Annotated in this window: 21 protein-coding genes; 6 read left to right on the top strand and 15 right to left on the bottom strand. The window is 57.3% G+C overall.

Features of this window, described 5'->3' with window-relative positions:
- Positions 1-6 precede the first annotated feature (6 nt).
- The 4 genes from GGQ73_RS05370 to GGQ73_RS05355 all read right to left on the bottom strand — a co-directional run bounded on the left by GGQ73_RS05370 (position 7) and on the right by GGQ73_RS05355 (position 3,583).
- On the bottom strand, positions 7-1,272 hold the full coding sequence (locus GGQ73_RS05370) for a cysteine desulfurase-like protein (RefSeq protein WP_183894581.1): 1,266 nt from the start codon (positions 1,270-1,272) through the stop codon (positions 7-9).
- A gap of 29 nt (positions 1,273-1,301) precedes the next feature.
- A complete protein-coding gene (locus tag GGQ73_RS05365; RefSeq protein ID WP_183894579.1) occupies positions 1,302-2,051 on the bottom strand; it encodes an amino acid ABC transporter ATP-binding protein in 750 nt (249 codons plus the stop codon).
- Positions 2,051-2,722 (bottom strand): amino acid ABC transporter permease, encoded by a 672-nt coding sequence (locus tag GGQ73_RS05360; RefSeq protein WP_174155995.1) that lies wholly within the window; start codon positions 2,720-2,722, stop codon positions 2,051-2,053. The genes GGQ73_RS05365 and GGQ73_RS05360 overlap by 1 nt, the downstream gene beginning before the upstream one ends.
- Before the next feature lie 63 nt (positions 2,723-2,785).
- Positions 2,786-3,583 carry an ABC transporter substrate-binding protein gene (locus GGQ73_RS05355; protein WP_183894577.1) on the bottom strand — a complete coding sequence of 266 codons (798 nt, stop codon included), beginning with the start codon at positions 3,581-3,583 and terminating at the stop codon, positions 2,786-2,788.
- Between the two features lie 155 nt (positions 3,584-3,738).
- On the opposite strand from GGQ73_RS05355, the gene GGQ73_RS05350 reads away from it, so the two are divergent.
- Positions 3,739-4,434, top strand: a complete 696-nt coding sequence (locus GGQ73_RS05350; protein WP_183894575.1) for a FadR/GntR family transcriptional regulator — start codon at positions 3,739-3,741, stop codon at positions 4,432-4,434.
- A 12-nt stretch (positions 4,435-4,446) separates the two neighbouring features.
- Here the strand turns inward: GGQ73_RS05350 and GGQ73_RS05345 are convergent, their stop codons facing one another.
- The 7 genes from GGQ73_RS05345 to GGQ73_RS05315 form a co-directional block, all read right to left on the bottom strand.
- Complete coding sequence (locus tag GGQ73_RS05345) at positions 4,447-4,956, bottom strand: flavin reductase (RefSeq protein ID WP_412762957.1); 510 nt, start codon at positions 4,954-4,956, stop codon at positions 4,447-4,449.
- 49 nt (positions 4,957-5,005) lie between these two features.
- Entirely contained in the window at positions 5,006-6,415 is a 1,410-nt protein-coding gene (locus tag GGQ73_RS05340; RefSeq protein ID WP_183894571.1) for an amidase, read from the bottom strand.
- Complete coding sequence (locus GGQ73_RS05335) at positions 6,412-6,615, bottom strand: hypothetical protein (protein ID WP_183894569.1); 204 nt, start codon at positions 6,613-6,615, stop codon at positions 6,412-6,414. The genes GGQ73_RS05340 and GGQ73_RS05335 overlap by 4 nt, the downstream gene beginning before the upstream one ends.
- Positions 6,615-7,625, bottom strand: coding sequence for an ABC transporter permease (locus GGQ73_RS05330; RefSeq protein WP_174155989.1), 1,011 nt, complete (start codon positions 7,623-7,625; stop codon positions 6,615-6,617). Before GGQ73_RS05330 ends, GGQ73_RS05335 begins: the two co-directional genes overlap by 1 nt.
- On the bottom strand, positions 7,622-9,169 hold the full coding sequence (locus GGQ73_RS05325; protein ID WP_183894567.1) for a sugar ABC transporter ATP-binding protein: 1,548 nt from the start codon (positions 9,167-9,169) through the stop codon (positions 7,622-7,624). The genes GGQ73_RS05330 and GGQ73_RS05325 overlap by 4 nt, the downstream gene beginning before the upstream one ends.
- A 26-nt stretch (positions 9,170-9,195) precedes the next feature.
- The gene (locus GGQ73_RS05320) at positions 9,196-10,296 is read right to left on the bottom strand and encodes a sugar ABC transporter substrate-binding protein (protein WP_183894565.1); all 1,101 of its coding nucleotides are present in this window, start codon (positions 10,294-10,296) and stop codon (positions 9,196-9,198) included.
- Positions 10,297-10,571: 275 nt separating this feature from the next.
- A complete protein-coding gene (locus GGQ73_RS05315) occupies positions 10,572-11,792 on the bottom strand; it encodes an MFS transporter (protein ID WP_174155986.1) in 1,221 nt (406 codons plus the stop codon).
- A 187-nt stretch (positions 11,793-11,979) separates the two neighbouring features.
- On the opposite strand from GGQ73_RS05315, the gene GGQ73_RS05310 reads away from it, so the two are divergent.
- The 4 genes from GGQ73_RS05310 (at position 11,980) to GGQ73_RS05295 (ending at position 16,284) form a co-directional block, all read left to right on the top strand.
- Positions 11,980-12,738 carry a GntR family transcriptional regulator gene (locus GGQ73_RS05310; protein WP_183894563.1) on the top strand — a complete coding sequence of 253 codons (759 nt, stop codon included), beginning with the start codon at positions 11,980-11,982 and terminating at the stop codon, positions 12,736-12,738.
- 236 nt (positions 12,739-12,974) lie between these two features.
- Positions 12,975-14,057: a pyrimidine utilization protein A gene (gene rutA / locus GGQ73_RS05305; RefSeq protein WP_183894561.1), complete on the top strand. Its 1,083-nt coding sequence runs from the start codon at positions 12,975-12,977 to the stop codon at positions 14,055-14,057.
- Position 14,058: 1 nt separating this feature from the next.
- Entirely contained in the window at positions 14,059-15,615 is a 1,557-nt protein-coding gene (locus GGQ73_RS05300; protein ID WP_183894559.1) for an amidase, read from the top strand.
- A 60-nt stretch (positions 15,616-15,675) separates the two neighbouring features.
- Positions 15,676-16,284 (top strand): isochorismatase family protein, encoded by a 609-nt coding sequence (locus tag GGQ73_RS05295; RefSeq protein ID WP_183895069.1) that lies wholly within the window; start codon positions 15,676-15,678, stop codon positions 16,282-16,284.
- A 7-nt stretch (positions 16,285-16,291) separates the two neighbouring features.
- On the opposite strand, the gene GGQ73_RS05290 is transcribed toward GGQ73_RS05295, so the two are convergent.
- Positions 16,292-16,936 carry a 3-oxoacid CoA-transferase subunit B gene (locus tag GGQ73_RS05290; protein WP_183894557.1) on the bottom strand — a complete coding sequence of 215 codons (645 nt, stop codon included), beginning with the start codon at positions 16,934-16,936 and terminating at the stop codon, positions 16,292-16,294.
- Between the two features lies 1 nt (position 16,937).
- Positions 16,938-17,651, bottom strand: a complete 714-nt coding sequence (locus GGQ73_RS05285; RefSeq protein ID WP_183894555.1) for a CoA transferase subunit A — start codon at positions 17,649-17,651, stop codon at positions 16,938-16,940.
- A 105-nt stretch (positions 17,652-17,756) separates the two neighbouring features.
- Between GGQ73_RS05285 and GGQ73_RS05280 the strand changes: the two genes are divergently transcribed.
- Complete coding sequence (locus GGQ73_RS05280; RefSeq protein WP_268842295.1) at positions 17,757-18,323, top strand: LuxR C-terminal-related transcriptional regulator; 567 nt, start codon at positions 17,757-17,759, stop codon at positions 18,321-18,323.
- Here the strand turns inward: GGQ73_RS05280 and GGQ73_RS05275 are convergent.
- Both GGQ73_RS05275 and GGQ73_RS05270 read right to left on the bottom strand, forming a co-directional pair.
- Positions 18,320-20,140: an IucA/IucC family protein gene (locus tag GGQ73_RS05275; RefSeq protein ID WP_183894551.1), complete on the bottom strand. Its 1,821-nt coding sequence runs from the start codon at positions 20,138-20,140 to the stop codon at positions 18,320-18,322. The two genes, GGQ73_RS05280 and GGQ73_RS05275, sit on opposite strands and share 4 nt — an antisense overlap.
- A complete protein-coding gene (locus GGQ73_RS05270) occupies positions 20,137-20,742 on the bottom strand; it encodes a GNAT family N-acetyltransferase (protein ID WP_183894549.1) in 606 nt (201 codons plus the stop codon). Before GGQ73_RS05270 ends, GGQ73_RS05275 begins: the two co-directional genes overlap by 4 nt.
- Positions 20,743-20,745 lie beyond the last annotated feature (3 nt).

The raw sequence follows: 20,745 nt of genomic DNA, 5'->3' as shown, positions 1-20,745 counted from the left end.
ATATGGTCAGCTTGCCTTTGCAAATCCCGCATCGCCAGAGAGGATGCGGTCAAGTGCAGCCGTGAAGCGATCGACCTCTTCAAGCGTGTTGTAATGCACCATCGAGACACGCAGCATGCCGCCATGGTCGGTCAGGCCGAGATATTCGGCAAGCCGTCTCGAGTGGAAATCACCAAAGCGCATGGCAATGTGGTCGTTATCCATCGCCTTGCAGAGCTCGCCAGCATCGCGGCCATCGAAGCGGAAGGCAATCGTCGGTACGCGTGTCTCATCATGGTTGAAACGCTGTCCGACGATCCGGCAATCATTGCGGGAGCGCAGGTAGCTCAAGAGCCGCTCAGCCAGCAGGTTTTCCTGTGCCGTGATGGCTGCAAACGCCGCCTCTATCTTCCGGCGCACCGTGCCTGTCTCGCCTGCCTGCTCACCAAGAGCGGTGAGGTAGTCAACGATACCGCAGGTGGAATAGGCAAGCTCGTAATTCGGGTTGCCCGGCTCCAGCTTGCCCGGCACTTTGTCCTTGCCGTAAAAGTAGTGATAAATCGTATCGAGCTCGAGCAGCAGATCGTACTTGCCATACATCATCGCGTAATGCGGGCCATAGGTCTTGTAGAGGCTGAAGACGTAATAATCGACATCGAAGGCCTGCACATCGACGGCCCGGTGTGGGGCATAGGCTACAGCGTCGACACAAATCTTTGCTCCGCGCGCATGGACGAAATCGGCGATCTCCCGGATAGGATTGATCGACCCGAGGATGTTGGAGACGTGCGTGACGCAAACCATTTTCGTCCGCTCGCTCATCAGTGGCTCCAGATCGGCCAGATCGAGCTGAAGCGTTTCCTTGTTCAGCGGCCAGAATTTCAGCGTAATGCCCGCATCCTGCAACCTGTCCCAAGGCCCAATGTTGGATTCGTGATCGCTGACGGTGACGATGATCTCGTCACCGGTGGACAACTGGCTTTGCATGGTGCGGGCCAGATTTTGCAAAAGCGAGGTCGTGGAACTACCAAAAACGATCTCCTCCGGACGCGAGGCGTTGACCAGATGCATGGCGGCGGTGCGGGCTTCGTAGAGCGCTTTCGCGGCGTTCTGCGACACCTCGTAAGAGCCGCCGATCTGGACGTTTGTCTCGATCAGGAAGGTCGTGATGCGCTCCAGCGCGCTTTTGAGGATTTGCGATCCGCCCGCATTGTCAAAATAGGTCCAGCCGCGAGATAGGCCCGGAAACTGACTGCGGACATAATCCATGTCGAGTGGTGAAGGTGTGGTCATCGCTGATATCTCCCGGACTGTATCTTTTTTTAATGATTGAGAACGGCGCGGAGAAAGCCGCGTGTTCGCTCTTCTTTCGGAGTGTCGAAAATTTCTGATGGCGCACCCCATTCAACAAGGCGTCCGCCATCCATGAAGATGACGCGATCTGCGACCTGTCGGGCAAAACCCATTTCGTGCGTGACGATCACCATCGTGACACCGGTGCCTGCCAGCTTGCGCATCACGTCCAGAACCTCGCCGACCATTTCCGGGTCGAGTGCCGATGTGGGCTCATCGAAAAGCAAGACACGCGGCTCCATGGCCAGAGCGCGAGCAATCGCCACGCGTTGCTGCTGGCCGCCGGAAAGCTGCCCGGGAAATTTCTCCGCCTGCTCGGAAATACCGACACGCGCCAAAAGCTCGCGGGCCTTGCGTTCTGCTTCTGCTTCCGGCGTTTTTCTCACCCGGATGGGCGCGATCATGACGTTTCTCAGCACCGTCATATGCGGAAACAGGTTGAAGGACTGAAACACCATGCCAACTTCGGCGCGTACCTTGGCCAAAGCCGGACCGGGCGCAACGCGGATGCCATCCACGGTAATGGTGCTTTCGGGGGCAAAGGCCTCCAGATGATTGATGCAGCGAATGAGTGTCGATTTGCCGGAACCGGATGGACCGATGACACAGACAACCTCCCCCTCGGCGACATCGAGATCAATGTCGTGCAGAACGGTGAAAGTGCCGTAGGCTTTGGTCAATCCGCGTATGGAAATGAGGGGCGTGCCGTTCTTTTCCATTACCGTTTCCCCCGGTTGAAGTGCTTTTCAAGGCGCGCGACCACCGCGACCATGGGCCAGAGCAGGGCGATGTAAATAAGGGCGGCCCCGATCAGCGGCGTCGGGTTGGCATTCAGGGCCTGCGCCTGCGTTGCCTGTTTCAACAGGTCCGGCATGGCGACCACGGACGCAAGAGCGGTGTCCTTCATGACATTGATGCAATTATTGGTCAGCGGTGGAATGACGATGCGGATGGCCTGCGGCAGAATGATGTCGACCATCGTGTTGCGGTTGGAGAGGCCAAGTGCAGCGGATGCCTCAAACTGACCATGGGGAACAGCCTCTATGCCAGCGCGAAAAATTTCCGCGGTGTAGGCGGCGGACACGAGCGACAGTGCGGTGACCGCCGAGAGAAAGGGCGACAGTCTGATACCGACGAACGGCAGGGCGTAATAAACGACAATCAGCAGGACAAGCAGTGGTATGGACCGAAAAATATCGATGTAAACGCGGATCAGCAGTTTGACGAATGCCGGCGCATAAAGACGCGCCACCGCCAGAAAAAGACCGCCGACCAAGCCGCAGATAATGCTGGTCATGCCGATCTGGAGCGTGACGGCCAGTCCCCAGAGCAGTTGCGGCAGACTGTTGAGAAAGACTGAAGCATTGAAGAAGGTGTTGATGAGGTTCATGCCGGACAGGCTCCCTTGGCGATCCGGCGAGACAAGCTTGTCCCGCCGGATGCTGTTTAAACCTTACTTGGCCTTCGGCATATCGAGAACGGCAACGGTCGAGGTCGTGTCCTCGGCCTTTGCACCGAACCATGTCTCGTGCAGCTTGGCGATGAAGCCTTCGCCCTTCAAAGTGGTGATGACCTTGTTGACCTCTTCTGCCAGTGGATCACCCTTGTTGAACATGATCGAGTATTTCTCGCCAGTCGGAATACGCTCGACAACCTTCAGCTCCGGCTTGTCCTTGGCGTAGTAGAGCAGGGCCGGAATGTCGGAGATATAGCCGTCGATCCGGCCCGCAACGAGGTCGAGCATGGCAGGCTGCAAGCCTTCGAACTTGCGGATTTCACCAAGCTTGTATTCACCCTTGTGAGCTTCTGCCCACATATCGCCTGTCGATGCCGTATCGACACCGACGACCTTGTCGCTCATGCCTTTGAGACCGGTGATGCCGGAGGCGGCTGTCACCGTCAGAGACTGGTCGCTATCGTAGTAGGGCTGGGCGAAGGTAACGGATGCCAAACGTTTTTCGGTAATGGTGATCGAGGAAATCGCCATGTTGATGCGGCCGGATTGGACGGCTGGAAACAGGCCGTTGAATGGCGTGTTGACGAATTCGACGGACTTGCCGAGACGCTTTGCGATTTCGTTGACAAGATCCACCTCAAAGCCGGTGACCTTGCCACTGGCGTCTTCAAATTCCCATGGAACGTTGCCGATATTGGCGCCGACCGTCAGATCTGCAGCCTGAACGTTGACTATACCAAGCGCTGAAACCAGCCCGGCGAGAAGTGTGCTTTTGATGCGCGAAACGTGGTGCATTCGAGAACCCCTTGTTTTATGTTTTAAGCCAATCTACGTTGGTCTAACTGGTCAGACCAGTCCGACCAAACAAGCACGTGGTTTTGTGCTTTGCAAGACGTTGCTTAAAAAATATATCGGATGGGCCGCGGCTGCTTCACGTCAATAGGGATCGAATGCTCAACAAAACGCTTGTGCCACAATCAGTTGCCCGCGAAATCCAGGCCATGATCCAGGCCGGGCAATTGAAGGCCGGCGAGAAAATTCCGTCACAGCGCGAATTCTCCCAAAGATTCGGCATCAGCCGGGCATCCCTTCGTGAGGCGCTGCTGACCCTTGAAACGCTTGGCCTGCTGAAAACAGAAGCTGGGCGCGGAACGTATGTGGCTGCGATTGACGCAACGGCAGGTCAAGCCGGACATATGGCGCCGTGGCGCTATTCGGAAAGCCACTCGGTTTTCGACGTCTTCCAAACGCGCATCCTGCTCGAGGGAGAAATCGCCCGGCTTTCGGCTGGGCGACTGTCCCAGACACAGCTCGAAAAGATGGAAAAGGCGACGAAGACGATGGAGGATTGCTGGGCCAATCAGGATCTGCTCGCCAATGTCGAAGCCGATCTCGCGTTCCATGGCACCATCGTATCCGCCTGCTCCAACACGATGCTGAAGGCGCTGTATCAGACAGTGCGGGACCAGGTGACCGAAACCCAGCGCCAGCCTATCCCCATCACCGACCCGGAAAGAATGCGGCAATCCATTGCCGAACACCGCCGCATCATTGCCGCTCTCAAGGCAAATGACGGCGCTTTGGCCCGGGTCGAGATGGAGTCTCATATTCGCAATACGGCACGGTGTGCTGGCTTGCAGCCCTGATCGCCTCGAAGGCTAAAGATGATGATAGGCGCGCTTGTAATAGATCAAGGCCTTGTCGGCGTCGCTTTGACGAAGGGACTTCACCGCACAAAACAAAACCCTGTGTGTGCCGATATCCTGCATATCCGAAATCACACACTCGAACGATACCATCGCATCGTCCAGCACGGGCGCACCTGTTACGCCAGCGTGCCAGTTCGCCGCAGCAAAACGGTCATCGACCGGCGTTTTTCCACCGAACAGCGATGACAGCGTTTCATGCTCTGCAGTCAGCACATTGACGCAAAGCGTCTTGTTTTCCATCACCGCGTTGAACACGGATGCAGTGCGGTTGAGGCATATCAACAGTGTCGCGGGACTGTCTGTCACGCTGCAAACTGCGGTCGCAGCAAAGCCTGCCTTACCCCCCGGTCCATCCGTCGTGATAATGGTGACGGCGGCACCCATTTTCGCCATGGCATCGCGGAAGTCTTGCTGACTGACATCCACAACAGCCTCCACCGGTGATGAGAGATTTGGCATCGTGTTCATTTGATCGTCCTTTCTCCATTCCGAATTGTCATGACGCGGTTCACGCTGCCGATGCGACGCGCGCCATTGCAGGAAGCGCTAGCGCCGTCTCAAGTCTCAAAGCCACACTCGCTGCGAGGTCTTCACGCCAAGGCCGCGCCACGACTTGCAGAGCAACGGGCAATCCGCCAGCAGAGATCGACACCGGCACGGACACAGCTGGCAGGCCGAGATAGCTGAAGGGGCGTGTGAACGAGGTCATGGCACTTACCACCGCATTCATCGTGGGGCTTGTGCCGACATCCACCTCCGAAGACAAAGGCGGCACGAAGGGCATGGTAGGCGCGATGAGCACATCTGATTGGGCAAAAGCGACATTGAGAAAGTCTTGGAGCATGACCGACCGTATCTGCAAAGCCCGCAGGTAGATGGGGGCGGGCACCGCAAGGGACTGCGACAACCGCATACGGATTTGCGGACCGTAATCGTCGGGGCGCTCACGCATCCAGTCAAAGTGCACAGCACCGGCTTCCGCCATGGCAACGACATTGGCGAGTTCTGCAATTGTTGACAGATCGGGCATGGACGCCTGCGCGATGCTGGCAACCTCTGATTTCAGGGCTGTGATGGCTATATCGACGCCCTGCGAAACATCGCTATCCAGCCCCGACGTGAAGAGACCACCCGCGATGCCGATGCGGATGGACGAGAGATCGGTGTGAAGCGGCCCAGGCTTTTCAACATCCATGCATGTCGTATCGCGATCATCCGGGCCGGAAATGAGTTGTAACATCAGATAGGCGTCTTCGACCGTGCGCGCCAAAGGACCCACGCAGTCTTGCGAGAAAGACAATGGCATTGCCCCATGTCGGCTCACACGGCCCTGCGTCGGCTTGATACCGACAACACCACAGCATGCGGCGGGCAAGCGGATCGAGCCGCCGGTATCGGAACCAAGTGCCCCCAATACGACACCACCTCCCACCGCGGAACCGGAGCCGGAGGACGAGCCGCCGGTGATGCGCGCCGCCTCAATCGGGTTCAATGCCCGGCCATGGTGGAAATTGTGGCCGGTCGGCCCCATGGCGAATTCACTCATATTCAGGCGACCGATGGACAGCGCGCCTGCGCTTTGCAAGCGCTCCATCACGGTGGAGGTGGAGGTTGCCACGTGTCCCGCCCGTATTTTCGAGCCGCAACCGGTCACGAAACCGGCGCGATCATACATGTCCTTGTGGGCGAGCGGAACGCCGTGCAACGGCCCCACGCTGTGGCCGGATGCAAGCGCGGCATCGGCCCTCTTCGCCGCATCGAGTGCAGCTTCGTGTTCAATATCGATGAAGGCGTTCAACCGTGTCTGGCCGGCGGTCGCGCGATCGAGCGCAGCCTGCGTCATCTCCAGCGAGGTGATCTTTCCGGCACGGATCGCGTCTGCGGCCTGTGTCAACGAGGTGGGATTATCGAGGCTCATCGCTTTGCCTCGGACATCAGAAGTGCATCGAAATGCGCGGGTTCCACATTGAACAACGCGCCACCTTTGCCCAACGGCGACGGTGCGATTGCAGCGATATCGCGGGCCATCTCTCCGGCCATGGCCACCAGTTCCGCTTCGACCGCAGGCCGCGCCCAATAGGCTTGCGCCAAAGCAGCGACCATATTCGTGTTATCCATCAGCTGAAATCCTGTGGTTGACGGTTGCGGACGAGCTGGCTGAGCGACACGGCAACGACAAGCGCTCCTCCGTAAAACAGGTTCTGCACGTAGGCATCCGCGCCCAGCATGGTCAGCCCGGTGATGCCGGTGACGAGGAAGTAGACGGCGATGACGGCGCCGAAGGCATTGAACCTGCCCGGCGAGATGGTCGTTGCACCCAAGAAGGCCGCGGCAAAGGCGGGAAGCAGGAGGTTGAGGCCCGAGAGCGGATCGGCAGAGCCGGTCATTCCCGCATACAGCATGCCCGCAAAGGCCGAAATCAGGCCCGATAATATGAAGGACGTGGCGCGGACGCGGTCGACATGGATGCCGCTCAGGCGAGATACTTCCCGACCACGCCCGACAAATAGGAGCTTGCGACCGGCGATGGTGAATTCCAGTGCATACCACAGGATGACGGCCAGGATCATGGCGTAGAAAAAGGCCAGGGGAATACCCAGGAAACGGTTGATGATGACCCATTTGACGAGGTCCATGGAAACGCCCGAGATCGTTTGCGAATTGCTGACCCAAAGGATCAATCCGTTAACGAAGGTCCCGACGCCGAGCGTCACGATCAGGGAATGGATGCGAAAATAGAGGACAAAGAAAGCATTGACGGCACCAATCACGATGCCGCTGAGAAGAGCCAGCAGGATGACGGGGACGATCGGCCAACCGAGTTTCACATTCAGCACGGCGATCAGCATGCAGCTCATCGTCAAGGTCGATGCCCCAGACAGGTCGAAATCCCCTGAGGTGAGCGGTATGATGATGGCAAGCGTCAGCACCACGAGAATGGCCTGAGAACCGAACAGAGTCGAGAAACTGCGCCAGCTTAAAAAGGAATCCGGCATGAGGGTACCGAAAATGACGATGAGCAGCAGCCAAGCGCCAACCAGCGCAAAGCGCTCGCCCTCCGTCTTCAGGGTAAACCGGCTTTTTGGCGGCGATGCCAATTTGGTTGTCGGCATGTCGAGCGTCGTCATTCTGCGGCCTCCGCTTCATGGCTGTGGAAACAGGCTTCCGTAATGACGCGGCGGCTGATCTGCGAGCCTTTCAGCTCGATTACCGGGCGACCGCGCGAAAAGACGATGATGCGATCACATATCTGTTCCAGTTGTTCGTTGTCGGTCGAGGCGCAGAGAATGGCGGTGCCATCCGCCGCTGCCCGGTCCAACGCTTTGAAGATTTGCTGGCGCGCACCGAAATCGACGCCCTGGGTGGGTTCGTCCAGCATCAAGAGCTTCGGCTTGACCTGCAACCATTTGGCCAAGAGGACTTTCTGCTGGTTGCCGCCAGACAGAGACGCAAGCGGCAAATGCGGGTTCTGCGGCCTGACATCATAGAGCTGCGCCAGCCGCGCTGCGTCTCGGGTCATGGCCGATCGGTCAAGTCCGTAGGGTTTCAGCAAATTGTCGAGAACGGGCAACGTGATATTGTCGGTGACGGAAAGGGTTCCGACACCAGCGGCACCCAGCCGATCGCCCGGTAGAAATGCGATGCCCATCTGCTGAGCGGCAAACGGTGTCATTGCGCCAACGCCAGACGTCTTGCCTGCAAGCATGATTTCACCTTCGCCGCGCCTTGCGCCATAAAGCAGGTAGGGAACTCGGGCAAAGCCGGAGCCGATCAAGCCCGTGACGCCCAGTGTTTCGCCCTCGCGAATGTCGAAATCAAACGGTGCGGTGGTACCATCCGACAATCCTCTCACGCGCACTGCCGCCGCAACCCCGCTGGGCGCCATACGCCTTTTCTCGAACGCATCGACACGTGATCCGACGATGGTATCCAGGATGGATTGGCGCTCCGAACTGTGTGTATCCATAATGCCGACGAGTTCGCCGTCCCGCAGCACTGCAACACGGTCGGTAATGTCACGCACTTCATCGATGTCATGGGTGACGATAACAACGGAAGCGCCGGTTTTCACGATGGAACGGATGAGAGCAAACAGCCTTTTGACATCTTCGGCCGGCAGAAACGGCGTTGGCTCATCCAGCACCAATATACCTTCCCCGCCATAGCCTGCATCCGACGCTTTCAGATCCTCGAAGGCCCTGATAATGGCAACGAAGGCACGCTCCACCGGTGACAGCGACGCCACAGTTTGAAACGGATCGATAAACAGGTCGAACTGCGCAAACAGTTTCGATATCGCCGACGCTTCACGTCTCCAATTGACGAACCAGGGTGATTTCTGACCAAGGGCGGTGACCCGCATATTCTCCAGCACGGTCAGCGATGACACGAGACCGAGATGCTGGTGGACAAACGCCACACCGCGCTTCTTAATCTCCATGGGATCGAGCGGCAAAGGCATTTTCTGCCCCCAGAGAATGACCTCGCTGCCTGGCTCCGGCTGGTGGAAACCCGCCAGAACCTTGATCATGGTGGATTTCCCCGAGCCGTTCTGACCGAGAAGTCCGAACACCTCGCCGCGCCGGATCGACAGCGACACGCCCTTCAGCGCATCGTAACTGCCAAAGCGCATGCGGATGTTTTTCATGGTGAGCACGGCATTATCTGTCATGATGCTGCTCCCGCTTCAACGGCTGATTACTTCAGTTTCCAGAGCTTGCGGAACCCGTCCAGATGGGCATCGCCGTAGCCATCGTTGAAGTTGGCGGGCGTCCCTGCGGTCGCGATATTGCTTTCGTCAAACACCAGCAAGGGGACATTCAGCTTCGCCACCTCAGGCTTGCCGCACAGCATGCGCATGATGTTGTCGATGGCCGCATAACCTGCCCAGCCGAGGCTTTCGCCGACATCCATCTCCACCTGACCTGCCCGGACCATATCCAGCACGAAAGGAGTTCCGTTGAAACTGGCAAGCTTGACGCTGCCCTCCGCACCGGTGATGCGCATGGCGGGGATAACGAACTGCGACATGGAGTCGTAGATCGGCAGAATATAGTTGATCGACGGATCAGCCAGCAAAGCGGACTGGGTGCCCGATTGTATCTTCGTCGCCCATTCGGAGACGGGAACGTCGAGATGTTTTACCTTGCAATCCGGGCAAAGCGCCGCCAGTTGATCCTTGATGGCCTGGACGAACGGGATGGAGGGCAGGACATCGGATGAGCCGATGACCAGCACATTGGGCTTGCCTTCCGTCTGGGCATAGGCCCAGGCTGCCAGCAGCTTTCCGGCGCCGGTGAAATCAACCTTGCCGGAATAGTCGACGCTCGGGACCGCCTTTTGGGTCACGTCATAAAAATGGGTGGTGGAGATTTTCAAACCGGCAGCGCGGGCCTCGCCCAGTTGGGGCCCAAGCACTTCGGGGTTCAGACCACCAGCCAGATCAAGAGCGTCATATTTCTGGCTGATGGCCTGGGAAACACCTTGAACCCACTGGTCTATTTTCAGTTGGTTATCCCACGTCGTATAGGTGAAGCCGACTTCCTTGGCCGCCTCAGACATCGCTTTTTGTAGCTCGACATTAAACGGAATCGTCATGGAAATGGGAATGGAGAGAACCTTCTTGCCCGCCATGCAGGACTTGGCATCGAAGGCTTCGCCCGGAGGCGTGAAAACCGGCATGGCGCGGTGTTGCTCGACGATGGCTTTGGCATCCGCCATGGGGTCTGCGGAGGCTGGGCACGACATGGCCGCGAGAGCGGAAACAGCCAACACTGAACTGACGGCAAGCAGGCGCATGAACAACATTCCCCTCTTTGATCCCGGTCCATCCCGGTGTTTTCAAGGCCGCTAATGAGCGGCTTTACGGGTAATGTACGTACATATTCAAACTGCCGTCAATCGCTTTTTGCCTATTTTTTTGCACTGCACACAAAAGCGGCGAATGCCGAAAAGCCCGACAATACATCGCTTCAATTGTGATCATTCCGACGCCGGAATCCCTTTGCGATGAGCGCATAAAGATGCCCGACCGCCGGGACGACGGTTCTTATGTCTGCACATATGGAGGTTGATTAGTGGCGAGTTGCGTTCGCATGCCATGCGATAATCATTCCCGCAAAACCAAACAGCGAGAAGATCAGAAAGCTCGTCCCGTAATGTCCGCTGATCGCATAGACGCTAGCGAACGAGGACGGTCCAACGATGACGCCGATGAATGTATAGACCAGGACGCCGCCGGTGATGGCACCAACCCTGCCCTCCGGCGCGTTGTGCGCAACCTCGGCCAGAAGCACGCCATTCCAGCCGATCGTTACCGCACCCATCGCAACGAACAGCGCCACCTGCGCCATGACCGGCAGCTCCGGCAACCAGTACAGCAGAACATAACCGACCCCACCCAGCAAGCCGAGCAGGGAGAGCGTGATATATCCACCGCCAATGCGATCGGCGACGACACCCCAGAAAATACGTCCGAAGGCCCCGGCAAACTGCATCGCGGCAGCGACAGAACCAGCCGCCAGAAGCGACCACCCCGCATCATGCACCAGTGTGACGACCGCGAAGGCGGACACGGAAAGTTGCATGGCCGAGTAGGCAAATCCGAGACAACTCAGCGCACGTAGACGCGGATTGCGCCAGATCGTCGATTGCTCATCGATCAGCCCTCGCAACAGGGACGGCACTTTCTTCTGCATCTTGGGTTCCGCCGCATGGGTCATCGCCAGCAAACCCATCGTGAGAAGCGGAGCGACAGCGCCAATCAACAGAGCCACATGCCAATCGACATAGCGCGACAGAAACGGAAAGGCGAAGCTGGCAAGGATACCGCCCAGCGGCACGCCTGACTGCTTCAGGGAAAAGACGATATTGCGCCTGTTTTGCGGTGTGACGCGGCTGAGCATCTCAGACGAAGCCGGGTTGTTTAGGCCATAGCCAATCCCGATCAACAGAGATGCCAATATGATCAACAGGATATTCGCAGTCGCTATCCCGGCAAAGCCGATGACGAAGCAAGTAAGCGCGATCTGCTCGATCTTGACAGGACCGAAGCGCTGTACAAGCGTTCCCGCAACAGCCGAAGAGAACATGCCGGACGCGTAGATGAGGCTGATCTGGTAACCGATCCAGTAAGCGCCAATATCGAGGTCCGCCGCCACGGTTGGCGCAATCGCCGTCAAGGCGAGCACGCTGGCCGTGGCAACAATCTGGATGAGCGTGGCTGCAATCAATGTCTGCGCGAGCGAAGATGCAGGGTGCGTTGGCGGGACCTGTTCGGCGACTAAATCCGACATGCGTATCAATATCCTGGGAAATGTACATCCGGTATATGTACGTACTAATTGATTTGACGCCACCTCGCAAGCATCCCCGTGCCAGGTAGACCGCCAACTGAATTTTGTTTGCGTTTGGATGGCAAAGAGGATTGAACATCTTGCTACAAGAATGCGGCCACACGCGCTGAGATGGGATGAGACGGGCTTGGATCATAAAGGCACTGACTGGAAGCCGGAAATCGATACCGCGCCTCTCTACTTACAGGTCGCACATCATCTCGAGAGCCGCATCAACAAGGGCGACTATCCCGTCGGCTCCCTGCTTCCCACCGAAAACGAAATTGCGATCAGTCTTGGCGTGAGCCGCCAGACTGTCCGTCAGGCGATTGGCACATTGCGGACAAAAGGCCGCCTTTCGGCGCGCAAAGGCGTGGGAACCCGCGTCGAGGCCGGGTTTGATCCGGAAAACAAACGTTTCATTGCCCATTCGCGCTCCGAGCTGTTCGAGATTGCTGCCGAGACGGAATTCGTGATCGACACGAAAGAGGAAATTTCCGCGCAGGGCAAACTGGCCGTCGAGCTGGGCTGCCGTCCGGGCCGCAAATTCTACCATATGGCGGGTATCCGGTACTCGGGCGGCGGCAACAGAGCCTTTTCCTGGAACGAAGTCTACGTCGACGCCAAACTGTCGGCTGCGGTCAAAGACATCACTGTCGCCCGCAGCGCCATCTTCCATTACATAGAGCAGTTTACCGGTGAAAAAATCCAGGAAATCCAACAGGATATCAAGCCTCTTGCACTGGATGAGGTGACCGCCGGCAAGCTTGGCGTGAAGGCTGGAGATCTCGCACTCGTTGTGACACGACGCTATTACGGGTCTGGTCGGCGACTGCTGGAATATGCGTTTCAGGTTTTGCCTGCCGAGCGCTTCACCTTTACCACGACGCTTCGCGCCGAAAGCTGAAGCCCGCGCCGATGGTGCATTAGACAGCCCATATTTGCTGAATTGATTGGCGATCTGCCCTCCTGCCTGCTGTTTGACGATTTTGGCAGCAGAGCGTGTCTGCGCCCAAAAACACCAAATGATCAATAAATAGGCAAGCCTAAACTTACGTCATTTTTGGCTTTACAGCCCCAAATATTTTTGCATTAGTTCGTACATACTGCTCCAAATTTCCACCAGGTAAAAAGGGGAACCACATGGATATCGGTGTTTTCATTCCCATCGGAAACAATGGCTGGCTTATCTCCACCACGTCGCCGCAATACATGCCCAGCTTCGAGCTCAACAAACAGATCGTTCAGAAAGCCGAAAAATATGGGCTGGAATTTGCCCTGTCGATGATCAAGCTGCGCGGCTTCGGTGGCAAGGCGGAGTTCTGGGACTACAATCTGGAAAGCTTCACGCTGATGGCCAGTCTGGCAGCGGTGACCGAGCGGATCAAACTCTTCGCATCGACTGCGGTTCTCACATTGCCGCCTGCCATCGTTGCACGCATGGCCACGACCATCGACAGTGTCGCGCCTGGCCGCTTTGGCGTGAACATCGTCTCCGGCTGGCAGATGGCTGAATATGACCAGATGGGTATGTGGCCCGGCAACGACTATTTCGGTTACCGATATGACTATTCGACCGAATATGTGCATATCATGAAAGAGCTCTGGGCCAACGGCGAATGCAGTTTCGAAGGCACGCACTTCACCATGAAGGACTGCATGATGAAGCCTACGCCGCAAAACAAGATCGAGATCGTTGCCGCCGGGCAAAGCCCGCGGGGAATGGAATTTGCCGCGCAATATGCCGACTACAACTTCGTCATGGGGGCCGGTATCAACACGCCGACAGCCTACGCGCCCAACAACACCAAACTTCTCGAGGCCGCAGCAAAGACCGGTCGCGATGTCGGCGCTTACGTGCTGTTCATGCTGATTGCCGAAGAGACGGACGAACTCGCCAAGGCAAAGTGGGAAAGCTACCGCGAGGGTGCCGATGTCGATGCCTTGGCATGGATGGCCGATCAGGGCAGCAAAGACGCGACCGCCGACGCCAATTCGACGGCCAAGCACATCAACCTGCCCGAAGGTGCCGTCAATTTCAACATGGGGACATTGGTCGGCTCCTACGCCAATGTCGCGCGCATGCTGGACGAAGCGGGTAATGTTCCCGGCACAAAGGGCATCATGCTGACATTCGATGACTTTCTGGTTGGCCTTGACAAGTTTGGAGAGCGCATCCAGCCCCTGATGGCATCGCGAAATGCAACGCAGATCGCAGCCGAATAAAATGAACCGGACGCCTCCCGCAATGGTGGTCGCCGACCCGGCGATCAAGATCGGTCATGCGTTCGATCCTCTCGAGCTTATCGACCCCGGCCTGGCAGATCGAACCTATCGTTTGGCGCCAGCGCCGGACAATGGACTGGCCGCCGCGCCGGTCCCGTCCTTATCTGCCGATCTGCCATGGCGCACGGCTGGCGTCGAAGAACTCCTTTCGGCGTTTGCGGAAAATCGCATCTCACCCACCGGCGTTCTGGATGAACTGAACGATGCGATCCGGTCCAGCACGGCTGGTGCTGAGGCCGTGTTGCGTTTTGTACCGGGCTTTGAGGCTGCGGCTCGAGACAGCGAAACACGCTGGCGCAACGGCACGGCGAGGCCGCTGGAGGGTATACCCTTCGGCGTGAAGGATATTATCGACGTCGCCGGTGCAAGCGTCACCTCCGGCTCACATTTTACAGGCAAGCGCATTGCACCTGATGATGCCGCCGTCGTAGCGCGATTGCGCGCAGCTGGCGCCATACCCTTTGCCATGACGGCCACCACCGAATTTGCAACCGGTTCACCGCACAATCCGCGTTTTGGCACGGTGACCAACCCGTGGGATAAAACCCGCTGGACCGGGGGCTCGTCCACCGGGTCCGGTGCCGGGCTTGCCGCCCGGCTCATGCCGTTGGCGCTGGGGACGGACACCGGCGGCTCCATCCGCGTTCCCTCCTGCTGGTGCGGCACGACCGGGCTGAAACCCAGTCGGGAGCGCGTGTCTCGCGCAGGCGTCGCCCCCCTATCGTGGACGCTCGATCATATCGGCCCAATGGCGCGTTCTGCCAGGGATATTGCCCGTGTCCTGCCTTTCATGACGGCGCAATCCGAAGCGGATCTCAATGCGCACTGTGGGGATGTTCTGGCCGATCATGCGGTCAAGGGACTACGGATCGGCGTGCCCGCAAACTGGTTTACAGAGCTGGTCGATGACGCGGTTCTGGTCAATTGGGAACTGGCGCTGAAAACGCTGGAAGCCCTTGGCTGCAGTCTCGTGCCTTTGCCAAGGATCGATCTAGCGCCCTGGCATGAAGCCGGTTGGATCATTCTTCAATGCGAATTGGCCACCCTGCATTCGCAAAGGCTCGACCGCGCGGAACTCTTCGATCCCGGGCTATTGCACCGGCTGACGAATGGGCTTGCATTTTCTGCGGTTGACTATGCGCGGGCGCTTCAGGTGCGGGCAGAGGCGCAGATGGGTTTTCTCAGCGCCATGGCCGATGTCGATCTCGTCATGACACCCGGTGTTGGTGGCGAAGCCGGTCGGCTCGATAGCCTGACCGTCGATGTCAACGGCGAGGCTCAATCCTTTCAGTCGCTGATCTCCCGCAACACCATGATTTTTGATGTGACGGGACTGCCTGCTCTGATGCTGCCAGCGGGCCTTGGTCACACCGGCTTGCCGACCGGAATCCAGATCGTGGGGCGACCCAATGCCGATGCGCTGTGCCTGCGTGCAGGTGCGGCTTTTCAAGCAAGCACCTCCCATCATCAGTTGAGCCCGCCCGGCCTGCTTTCATGATCATGGCTGAAGGACAAACATGAAACGAGGGAATGATAGTCCGTGACAGACACCGAACTGATGGCGAACTACGCCAGCGCCTATAACAATCGCATCGGCTTCGGCAAAAAGCCTGCTTTGGTGCTGGTCGATTTTGTTCAGGCCTATTTCGAACCGGACAGTCCGCTGTTTGCTGGCGTTGACGCCGCTCTCGCAAGCGCGCTGAGAATACGCACGCTGGCACGGGAAAAGAGTATTCCCGTTATTTTGACCGGTGTGACACTCCATCCAAGCGGGCTCGACGGTGGCCGGTTTTTTCAAAAAGCCAAACCACTGTCATGCTTCACAGCAGGTAATCCAATGGGGGCGTGGCCCGAGGGGCTGGCTCCCTATCCGGATGAATTTGTGGTGACCAAACAATATCCCAGCGCATTTTTCGGCACATCGCTTGCGTCTCTGTTGACCGCGATGGGAATCGACAATGTTATCCTCACCGGCCTGACGACCAGTGGCTGCGTCCGCGCATCCTGCGTTGATGCCATGTCGCACGGCTTCATCACCACCGTCGTGCGCGACGCCTGTGGTGACCGTCACCCGGCGCCGCACGAGGCCAACCTGTTCGACATGAATGCCAAATATGCCGACGTTGTTTCAGAGTCAGAGATTACGGCGTTTATTAAAGGGCTTTGATTGATGCTCAAGCCAGGGCAATGTCGAACGCCGCATCCGTTTTCGAGCGTATCTCATCGACAGACACGCCGTCGGCCAACTCGATCAACGTCGCCGTGGGATGTCCTTGACGCGCAAGGGTAAAGACACCCAGGTCGGTGATGAGAAGATCGGTGACGCGCCTGCCCGTGAGCGGAAGACTGCATTCCCTCAGGAATTTCGGCTCGCCCTTCGCCTCGTGTTCCATGACCACGACGACGCGCTTGACGCCCGCCACCAGATCCATTGCGCCGCCCATACCCTTGACCATTTTGCCGGGGATCATCCAGTTGGCGAGATCGCCGCTCTCGGAAACCTGCATGGCGCCAAGGATCGAAAGATCAATATGGCCGCCGCGAACCATCGCAAAACTGTCGGCCGATGAAAAATAGCTGGTTTTGGCAAGCTCCGTGATCGTCTGCTTTCCGGCATTGATCAGGTCGGCGTCTTCCTCTCCCTCGAATGGAAAAGGCCCCATGCCCAGCATTCCGTTTTCACTTTGTAGCGTCACTTCTATGCCGTGCGGAATGTAATTCGCAACGAGGGTCGGGATGCCGATGCCCAGATTGACGTAGAAGCCATCCTGTAGTTCTGTCGCGGCGCGGGCCGCCATTTGTTCCCGGGTCCAGGCCATCTTAGACGTTCTCCTGCTGCGTCTTGCGAACGGTGCGCTGCTCGATCCGTTTCTCAGGGTCGGGAACATGGACCACGTGCTGAACGAAAATGCCCGGCGTATGGACATGGTCGGGATCGATCTCTCCCGCGGTCACGAGGTGCTCGACTTCGGCAACTGTCAGTTTCGCAGCCGTTGCCATGACCGGGTTGAAGTTGCGCGCGGTTTTTCGGTAGACGAGGTTGCCTTCAGTGTCGCCGATATGGGCATGGACAATCGTCAGATCCGCAACCAGTCCGGTTTCCATGACATAATCGCTGTCGCCAAACCGACGAACCTCTTTTCCCTCCGCGATAAGTGTACCAACACCTGTCTTGGTGTAAAAGGCGGGGATGCCTGCGCCACCCGCACGGATGCGCTCCGCCAAAGTCCCTTGGGGGTTAAACTCAAGCTCCAGAGCACCAGACAGAAACTGCTCGGCAAACAGCTTGTTTTCACCCACATAGGACGAAATCATCCTCCGGATCTGTTTTGTTTCCAAAAGGATGCCGAGGCCAAACCCATCGACGCCAGCATTGTTGGAAATGACAGTGAGGTCTTTGACACCGGACAGGCGAATGGCCTCGATGAGGCTGTTTGGAATGCCGCAGAGACCAAAGCCACCCGACATGATCGTCATACCGTCGTGCAATGCACCCGCAAGCGCGTCCACGGCCGTCGTTTTTACCTTGCGCATCTCTCCTCCTTTTCCACCGCAAAACCGCGCGGCAGAGACCTAAAAGCTATGCTTGATTATCGGGGCAGGTTAGCCGTATTTATACGGCATGGAAGAGGGCAAAGGTTGAAAGACGATCAGGACGAAACGCGTGTTCTTTTGAGCGAGATACCGGTGCCGATGGTGTATGCCACGCATCGGATCATCCGGGATTGCAACGAGGAATTCGCCGGACTTTTCGGCTATGAACGCGCAGAGCTGGTCGACCAGAGCTTTGCCCGTCTCTACCCCAAACATGCCGACTTTGTGCAGACGGGACGCATGTGGAAAGCGCATCTTCCCGGCGGGAAGGTCTATTACGATGAACGCATCATGACGACGAGTGATGGCAGGCGGTTCTGGTGCCAGGTCCATGGCAGGACACGCCACGCGACAGACCCTTTTGCACAGGCGCTTTATTGTTTTCAACCCATTACCCGCCCCGTTGTTCAGCAACGCCTGAGCCTGACGGACCGGCAGAGACAAATCGTGACGCTGGTTTCGCAAGGCAAAACCAACGCGGCCATTGCCGCCGAACTTGGTCTATCACCGCGAACCATCGAGTCCCATCGCGCAAGACTGATGAAGACTGCCGGGCTAAAAAACACGGCAGCCCTCGTCGCGCATTTTACCAGCGACTCTGATGACGCCTAGCGGAAGCGGGCCAGCGGGTTTTCCAGTTCGCCGATATATTGAAGGCTGTCCTCGGGATTCAGCAAATCCAGCATCTGCTGGTTGTTGTTGAGTTGCAGCCTGTTCAGGCAATTGCGCACAAAGCGCTCTGCGAAAAAGTCGTAGCGCTGGTATTTGTCCGCATGCTCAGGATGTTCGGCCTGATAGGTGCGGAAGCATTCCGCGACCAGGCTCCAGAAGCGGTCCTCATGCAGGGTGTCCGTTTCATGCAGCGTTGCAGAGAGGTACCGGAAGAAGCAATCGAACACATCGGTGAAGATGCAGTTCGGCTTCATCTTTTCGTCCAGCGTATAGGATATCCGCGATATCTCTTCTGGCACCTCGATCGAGCCGTTCAGAATACCGATTTCCTCTCCGATATCCTTCATGATGGCGCGAACCGGAACATTGTCTTCCAGCACGAGAATGAGATTTTCGCCGTGGGGCATAAAAGCCAGATCATAGCGATAGAAGCAATGGATAAGGGGCGCCAGATAGGCTTTCAGGTAGGCCGCTATCCAGTCTTGCGCATCCAGCTTTGAGGCGGCAATCAATTCCGCCACCAGGGATACGCCATCCTTATCCTTATGCAGCAGCGCTGCCATCGTCATGATCCGCTCGTTTGCGCGCAGGCGCGGCAGAGGACTTTCGCGCCAGAGCGCCGAAAGCATTTTCTTATAGGGCGAATCGAGCTTCAGTCCCTGATCGTAGTAGGGATAACGGTAGCCAATGGCGGCGACTTCGCGCAAAATACTGAAGCCGTTCGGGCGCAGATACGCGTCGGTCGATATGAGGTCATCCAGCCATTCGTTGATAGCGGGTGTCGCCAGCATATATTTGGGTGACAGGCCGCGCATGAAGCCCATATTCAGAACGGAAATCCCGGTTTTGACATAGTGCTTGCGATTGTCGGTCGCGTTGAAAAACGTTCTGATCGATTGCTGCGCCGTGTAGCTGTCGTTTCCATAGCCAAGGCACACGATGTAGCGGCGCGCTACGTCTGCGGCAAAGGTTATCGCCAGCTTGTTGAACCATTGCCAGGGATGCGCCGGCATCAACCAGTAATCATCCGGGTTCAAGCCAAGCCGTGTCAAGCGTGTCTCGAAGCCATCCAGACTGGCTTCATCAAGTTCCTCTGCAATCAGGCTGTGATAGTCGAGTTCCGTGATCGAGGTGAAGGTCGCCCGCTCCTTGCTGACCGCCAGCCAGACAATCTGGACGGGGTGCGCGGCTTCAGGTGTGTAAAGTCGGTAGTCGATGGCGTCGAAACCGATGCGCCCATTATTGGCTATGAAGGTCGGATGCCCCTCCGTCATGCCCGCCTCGATCGTCTGATAATCAGCCAGAGCCAGCTGCTTGGATGAGATATGGCGCTCCTCGCGTTTGTATGACGCGCCATAAAGTGTCGTGGACACCTCTTCCAGATAGGTGGGCAGCATGGCGTCCTTGATTCCCAATACAGGCGCAAATTCGAGGATGAGCGAAAGTGCATCCAGCGGCGCGTCATGGCCCGCGACAGTCTTTTCGATTGTTTCAGGGTCTATGGACCAATGGTCCAGCGCCAATCGTCTTGCCTTGAAGCGATAGACGGTCGCACTCTGCTCTTCCGAGCACACCTCATAAAGTCCCCAATCGCCTTCGCTTGAAAGACGTTTCGGAGCGAGAAGCAGTTCATGGGAAAACTCTGCCAGCGCCTTGTGCACGAGGTGTCGGTTGACATCCTCCCAAACCAGCGGGCCAAGATGTGCGGATGCCTTTTCAGGCGAAAAGGAGGGTGTTGGGAACGCGGAGATATTCATTCGTTTATGTCCTGTTCAAGAGTTTTATAAAACGCGTCTCGGGTGACGAAAGACAAAAGCGCCGTCTTTTCTTCCAGCTCAATGGTACGGGCGCTGACGAAGCCGACCTTGCGGTTGAGTTCATGAACCTTTTCGTTTCGAACATCCGGCTCGACCACGAGGCGTTTGACGAGCGGATTGTCGAAGTGGAAGCTCAAGACCGTGCGGATGATGGCCAGCGTAAAGCCGGAAATTGTCCGGCGCGGGGGGGCGACGAGAAAATGCATGCCCCAATCTCCCGCCTCTACCTCGTAATGCTTGCCCACCTGATCATGTTTGGGATCGTAGGATTCGACGATGAAGGCGGGATGGCCCTCGAAAAAGCCCATGTAGCTTGCCGCATGACCACTGGCATTGAGCTGTGCATAAAAGGTCGCAATCTCGTTTTGCGAATAATGTCCCATGTTCCAGAAACGCGCATAGTCTCGTGTGAACCAGTCATGCAGCTTTGCGCTGTCGGCGTGCGGTTCAAGCGGGCATAGAGACAGTTCCCCGACATTTGCATGGTCTTGCGCAAAGACTATCGGACGTTCTGTTGCGGTTGAGAGTTTGGTGTTGAGCATGAT

The organism is Rhizobium skierniewicense (genome assembly GCF_014196515.1).
Classification (GTDB): Bacteria; Pseudomonadota; Alphaproteobacteria; order Rhizobiales; family Rhizobiaceae; genus Agrobacterium; species Agrobacterium skierniewicense.
The sequence above is the reverse complement of the archived record's forward strand: the minus strand, read 5'-3'. Positions and strand labels throughout refer to the sequence as shown.

Excerpts from the sequence above, each read along its gene's own strand:
- GGQ73_RS05370 (WP_183894581.1), bottom strand. The coding sequence starts at position 1,272 with ATGACCACACCTTCACCACTCGACATGGATTATGTCCGCAGTCAGTTT.
- GGQ73_RS05365 (WP_183894579.1), bottom strand. The coding sequence starts at position 2,051 with ATGGAAAAGAACGGCACGCCCCTCATTTCCATACGCGGATTGACCAAA.
- GGQ73_RS05360 (WP_174155995.1), bottom strand. The coding sequence starts at position 2,722 with ATGAACCTCATCAACACCTTCTTCAATGCTTCAGTCTTTCTCAACAGT.
- GGQ73_RS05355 (WP_183894577.1), bottom strand. The coding sequence starts at position 3,583 with ATGCACCACGTTTCGCGCATCAAAAGCACACTTCTCGCCGGGCTGGTT.
- GGQ73_RS05350 (WP_183894575.1), top strand. The coding sequence starts at position 3,739 with ATGCTCAACAAAACGCTTGTGCCACAATCAGTTGCCCGCGAAATCCAG.
- GGQ73_RS05345 (WP_412762957.1), bottom strand. The coding sequence starts at position 4,956 with ATGCCAAATCTCTCATCACCGGTGGAGGCTGTTGTGGATGTCAGTCAG.
- GGQ73_RS05340 (WP_183894571.1), bottom strand. The coding sequence starts at position 6,415 with ATGAGCCTCGATAATCCCACCTCGTTGACACAGGCCGCAGACGCGATC.
- GGQ73_RS05335 (WP_183894569.1), bottom strand. The coding sequence starts at position 6,615 with ATGGATAACACGAATATGGTCGCTGCTTTGGCGCAAGCCTATTGGGCG.
- GGQ73_RS05330 (WP_174155989.1), bottom strand. The coding sequence starts at position 7,625 with ATGACGACGCTCGACATGCCGACAACCAAATTGGCATCGCCGCCAAAA.
- GGQ73_RS05325 (WP_183894567.1), bottom strand. The coding sequence starts at position 9,169 with ATGACAGATAATGCCGTGCTCACCATGAAAAACATCCGCATGCGCTTT.
- GGQ73_RS05320 (WP_183894565.1), bottom strand. The coding sequence starts at position 10,296 with ATGCGCCTGCTTGCCGTCAGTTCAGTGTTGGCTGTTTCCGCTCTCGCG.
- GGQ73_RS05315 (WP_174155986.1), bottom strand. The coding sequence starts at position 11,792 with ATGTCGGATTTAGTCGCCGAACAGGTCCCGCCAACGCACCCTGCATCT.
- rutA (WP_183894561.1), top strand. The coding sequence starts at position 12,975 with ATGGATATCGGTGTTTTCATTCCCATCGGAAACAATGGCTGGCTTATC.
- GGQ73_RS05300 (WP_183894559.1), top strand. The coding sequence starts at position 14,059 with ATGAACCGGACGCCTCCCGCAATGGTGGTCGCCGACCCGGCGATCAAG.
- GGQ73_RS05295 (WP_183895069.1), top strand. The coding sequence starts at position 15,676 with ATGGCGAACTACGCCAGCGCCTATAACAATCGCATCGGCTTCGGCAAA.
- GGQ73_RS05290 (WP_183894557.1), bottom strand. The coding sequence starts at position 16,936 with ATGGCCTGGACCCGGGAACAAATGGCGGCCCGCGCCGCGACAGAACTA.
- GGQ73_RS05285 (WP_183894555.1), bottom strand. The coding sequence starts at position 17,651 with ATGCGCAAGGTAAAAACGACGGCCGTGGACGCGCTTGCGGGTGCATTG.
- GGQ73_RS05275 (WP_183894551.1), bottom strand. The coding sequence starts at position 20,140 with ATGAATATCTCCGCGTTCCCAACACCCTCCTTTTCGCCTGAAAAGGCA.
- GGQ73_RS05270 (WP_183894549.1), bottom strand. The coding sequence starts at position 20,742 with ATGCTCAACACCAAACTCTCAACCGCAACAGAACGTCCGATAGTCTTT.